This window comes from Actinocrinis sp., from assembly GCF_035938995.1.
GTDB lineage: Bacteria > Actinomycetota > Actinomycetes > Streptomycetales > Catenulisporaceae > DASZGI01.
The window spans coordinates 1-4,993 of record NZ_DASZGI010000376.1 but is presented as its reverse complement, the minus strand read 5'-3'; the positions used below and the strand labels follow the sequence as shown (position 1 = coordinate 4,993).

The following is a 4,993-nucleotide window of genomic DNA, read 5'->3' as shown; positions in this document are numbered from 1 at the left end:
TGGGACGTGCGGCGCGGTGCCGACGCGTTCCGGTTCCTGCGCGAGGGCCGCAACACCGGCAAGGTCGTGCTGAACGTGCCGGCCCCGCTGGACGGCGACGGCACGGTGTTGATCACCGGTGGTACCGGTGGCCTTGGCGCGTCGTTCGCCAGGCACTTGGCTGCCAACCACGGTGTGCGGCACCTGCTGCTGGTCAGCAGGCGCGGCGCAGCCGCGGCCGGGGTCGGTGAGCTGGTGGCCGAGCTGGAAGGCCTTGGCGCGCAGGCGACCGTCGCCGCGTGCGACGTGTCCGACCGCGACCAGTTGGCCGCCCTGCTGACCACACTGGACCGTCCGCTGCGCGGCGTCATCCACTCGGCGGGTGTGCTCGACGACGGCGTGATCGAGTCGCTGACACCCGAGCAGCTGGAAAAGGTGATGCGGCCCAAGCTGGACGCCGCGCTGAACCTGCACGAGCTGACCCGGGACATGCAGCTGTCGTCGTTCGTGCTGTTCTCGTCGGTGGCCGCGCTGATCGGCAGCCCCGGCCAGGGCAACTACGCCGCCGCCAACGCGTTCCTTGACGCGCTGGCCGCGCAGCGGCGCGCCGACGGCCTGCCGGCCACCTCGCTCGCGTGGGGCCTGTGGGCTACGGCGACCGGCATGACCGGCGAACTGAACGACGAGGACTTGGCCCGGCTGGCCAGGATCGGCGTCGAGCCGCTGTCCACCGAGCTGGGCCTCGAGCTGTTCGACCAGGCGCAGCGGCTGGACGAGCCGGTGTTCGCGCCGGTCCGGCTGGACCTGGGCGTGCTGCGCGGCCAAGCCCGCGCCGGCCTGCTGCCGGCGCTGCTGCGCGGCCTGGTCAAGGCGCCCGCGCGTCGGGCGGAGGCGGCGGGCCGCTCGCTGGCCGACCGGCTGTCCGGCCTGCCGCAGCCGGACTGGGAGCGGGTCGTGCTGGACCTGGTGCGCGCCCAGGTGGCGTCGGTGCTCGGGCACGCGTCGCCCGAGGCGATCGACCCGGACCGCGCGTTCAAGGAGGTCGGCTTCGACTCGCTGGCCGCCGTCGAGCTGCGCAACCGGCTCACCCAGGCGACCGGCCTGCGGCTGCCCACCACGCTGGTGTTCGACCACCCGAACCCGATCGCCGTGGCCCGCTTCCTGATCCCGGTCGCGATGCCCGACGCCGCGTCCGCGGCCGTCGGCGGCCGCCGCTCGGAGGAGGACGAGATCCGCGACCTGCTCGCCTCGATCCCGATCGGCCGCCTGCGCAAGGCGGGTCTGCTCGACACGCTGCTCGAACTGGCCGCCGACGAACCCGACGACGCCACGACGACCGACGCCGACGCCGGGTCGATCGACGACATGGACGTCGAGGCGCTGATCCGCATGACCCAAGAGGACGTGGCATGAGAACCGACCGCACAGAACCTGGCAGCAGAACCGTTCAGCACGTGGTCGCGGTCCAGCGTCCGCACGGGGAGGCGTGAGCAATGGCCACCAACCAGAGCGAGCTCGTCGAGGCGCTGCGCAAGTCGCTCAAGGAGACCGAGCGGCTGCGCCAGCAGAACCGCAGGCTGATGGCGCAGGCGACCGAGCCGCTGGCCATCGTGGGCATGAGCTGCCGTTATGCCGGCGGCGCCACGTCGCCCGACGAGCTGTGGCGGCTGGTCGCCGACGGCCGCGACGCGATCGGCCCGCTGCCGACCGATCGCGGCTGGGACCTGGACCGGCTCTACAACCCCGACCCCGAGCAGGTCGGCAAGGTCTACGCCAGCGGCGGCGGTTTCGTTGACGGCGTCGGCGACTTCGACGCGGAGTTCTTCGGGATCAGCCCGCGTGAGGCGCTGGCCACCGACCCGATCCAGCGGCTGGTACTCGAAGGCGCGTGGGAGGCGTTCGAGGACGCCGGCATCGACCCGGCCTCGTTGCGTGGCAGCGACACGGGCGTGTTCTGCGGCGCGGTGATGTCGGCGTACGGCGGCGCGACGCCGCCGGAGTTGGAGGGTTTCCGGCTCACCGGCGCCACCGCCAGCATCATCTCCGGCCGGGTGGCCTACAACTTCGGCCTCGAGGGTCCTGCGGTCACCATCGACACGGCATGTTCGTCGTCGTTGGTGGCGATGCACTTGGCCGCGCAGGCGCTGCGCTCCGGGGAGTGCTCGCTGGCGCTGGTCGGCGGTGTGACGGTGCTGGCCGGACCGTTCCTGCTGGTGGAGTTCAGCCGCCAGCGCGGCCTGGCCGCCGATGGCCGCTGCAAGCCGTATGCGGCGGGTGCGGATGGCACGGGTTTCTCCGATGGTCTTGGCCTGCTGGTGCTGGAACGGTTGTCGGACGCCAAGCGCAACGGTCACAAGGTGCTCGCGGTCGTGCGGGGCAGTGCGGTCAACCAGGACGGCGCGAGCAACGGCCTGACCGCGCCGAATGGTCCCTCGCAGGAGCGCGTGATCCGGCAGGCGCTGGAAAACGCGGGTCTCGCACCGTCCGATGTGGACGCCGTCGACGGCCACGGCACGGGCACAAAGCTCGGCGACCCGATCGAGGCTCAGGCACTGCTGGCCACCTACGGACAGGACCGCGAACACGGTCCGTTGTGGCTGGGGTCGATCAAGTCGAACATCGGCCACACGTCGGCGGCGGCGGGCGTGGCCAGTGTGATCAAGATGGTGCAGGCGATGCGCCACGGCCTGCTGCCGCGCACCTTGCACGTGGACGCGCCGTCCCCGCACGTGGACTGGGAGTCCGGCAAAGTCGAGCTCCTGACGCAGGAGCAGGAATGGCCCGCGGTCGCTGGCAGGCCGCGCCGGGCTGGCATCTCATCGTTCGGCATCAGCGGCACCAACGCGCACCTGATCCTTGAAGAGGCGGCCGCCGAAGAGCAGGAGCAGCCCGCCGCAGTCGAGCGGCCGATCCCGCCCGCAATTCCTCTTGTCGTGTCTGCGAAGTCGGATGCGGCGTTGCGGGCGCAGGCGGCGCGGCTGCGTGCGCATCTGCTGGCTAATCCGGACCTGGACCTGTTCGATGTCGGCTACGCGTTGGCGACGACGCGTGCGCAGCTACCGCAGCGCGCGGCCATCGTTGCCGGTGATCGGGAGGGTTTGCTGTCTGGTTTGGCGGCGATTGCTGGTGGCGCGCCTGCCGCGGGCGTGTTCGGCGGTTCGGTCGTTGGTGGTAAGACGGCGTTTCTGTTTACGGGTCAGGGTGCGCAGCGGGCTCGGATGGGTGTGGGGTTGGCCGGGTCGTATCCGGTGTTCGCGGCTGCGTTGGATGCGGTGTGTGCGCAGTTTGATGGGGTGTTGGGCCGGTCGCTCAAGGAATTGCTTTCTGCTCCTGCGGATTCTGTGGATGCGTTGCTCCTGAACGAGACGCAGTTCACGCAGGCTGCGCTTTTCGCGGTTGAGGTGGCGTTGTTCCGGTTGGTGGAGTCGCTTGGAGTGCGGGCGGATTTCCTAATCGGTCATTCGGTGGGGGAGTTGGCGGCGGCGCATGTGGCCGGGGTGCTCTCGTTGGCCGATGCGTGCACGTTGGTGGCAGCGCGTGGTCGGTTGATGGGGGCGTTGCCTTCTGGTGGGGGCATGGTGGCAGTTCAGGCCACCGAGGAGGAGATCCTGGGCTCCCTGGTGGAGTTCGCCGGCCGGTTGGGGATCGCGGCGGTGAATGGGCCGCAGGCCGTGGTGGTGTCCGGTGATTTGGCCGCCATCGATGAGTGGCTGCCGCAGTTCGCTGACCGTAAGAGCACACGGTTGACGGTGAGTCATGCGTTTCATTCGCATTTGATGGAGCCGATGCTGGCGGAGTTCCGTGCGGTGGCGCAGGGTTTGACGTTCTATCTGCCGACTCTCCCGATCGTGTCGAATCTGGACGGCCGCGTGGTGTCGGCGGAGGTGACCGATCCGGGCTATTGGGTGGACCACGTCCGGAAAGCGGTGCGGTTCGCAGATGGTGTGAGCACGCTGCGGGCCGAGGGTGTGACGCGGTTTCTGGAACTGGGTCCGGATGGCGTGTTGACCGCCCTGGCGCGGCAGGGCGTGGACGACGACGCCGTGGTGTTCGCGGCGGCGTTGCGAGCCAAGCACGTTGAGGCGGAGACGTTCGCCGGGTTCCTCGCCCAGGCGCATGTCGCCGGTATTCCCGTTGACTGGCAGGCGTTCTACGCGGGTGCGCAGTCGGTGACGCTGCCGACGTACGCGTTCCAGCGCCAGCGCTACTGGCTCACGTCGGGCGGCATCGGCAATCCGGCGGGCGGCGGGGGCGCGAGCGAACTGGGCCACGCGGTCCTGACCTCGGCCGTGCAGGTCGGCGACCGCGACGAGTGGCTGCTCGCCGGACGGCTGTCCACGGAGACCCAGCCGTGGGTCGCCGATCACGTGCTGCTAGGCAACATGGTCGTCCCGGGCACCGCGCACAACGAGCTGGCGCTGGCCGCCGGTCGGCAGGCGGGCTGCCCGGTGGTCGAGGAACTGGTCATCGAGTTCCCGCTGCTGATGCAGGAGGGCGTCGCGGTCGCGTTGCAGGTGACTGTTGGCGAGCCGGACGAGGACGGCAGTCGCTCGGTCGCGATCTACTCGCGGCCGGAATCCGGCGACGGCGACGGCGCGCGCGAGGCGACCTGCCACGCGCGCGGCACCCTGGCACCCAGTGAGCCCGTGCCGACGCCAGCCTGGCCGGCGGAATGGCCGCCGGCTGGCGCCGAACCGTTCTCCGTGGACGACATCTACGGCAGCCTCAGCGGCATCGGCTACGACTACGGCCCGATCTTCACCGGCATCCGGGCCGCGTGGCGCGACGGCGACGAGGTCTACGCCGAGGTGGTGCTGCCCGACGAGGACGTCGAGTCGGCTGCCGGCTTCGGCATCCACCCCGCGCTGTTCGACTCCGCGCTCCAGAGCGGTGCGGTGCTCCTGCTCGGCGGCGGCGCGGGCCAGCGCAAGATGCCGTTCAGCTGGTCGGGCGTGCGTATAGCGCAGCAGGGCGCGGCCCGGCTGCGGGTCCGTGCGATGTCGACCGGCGATTC

2 protein-coding genes are annotated in these 4,993 nt (G+C 70.6%); both read left to right on the top strand.

The genetic code is table 11. The features are described from left to right. On the top strand, positions 1–1,392 hold a 1,392-nt coding region (locus VGZ32_RS25960), incomplete at its 5' end, for a type I polyketide synthase (RefSeq protein ID WP_326888832.1). Between the two features lie 80 nt (positions 1,393–1,472). After that, positions 1,473–4,993 (top strand): type I polyketide synthase (locus VGZ32_RS25955; RefSeq protein WP_326888831.1); only part of this gene is annotated, 3,521 nt, incomplete at its 3' end.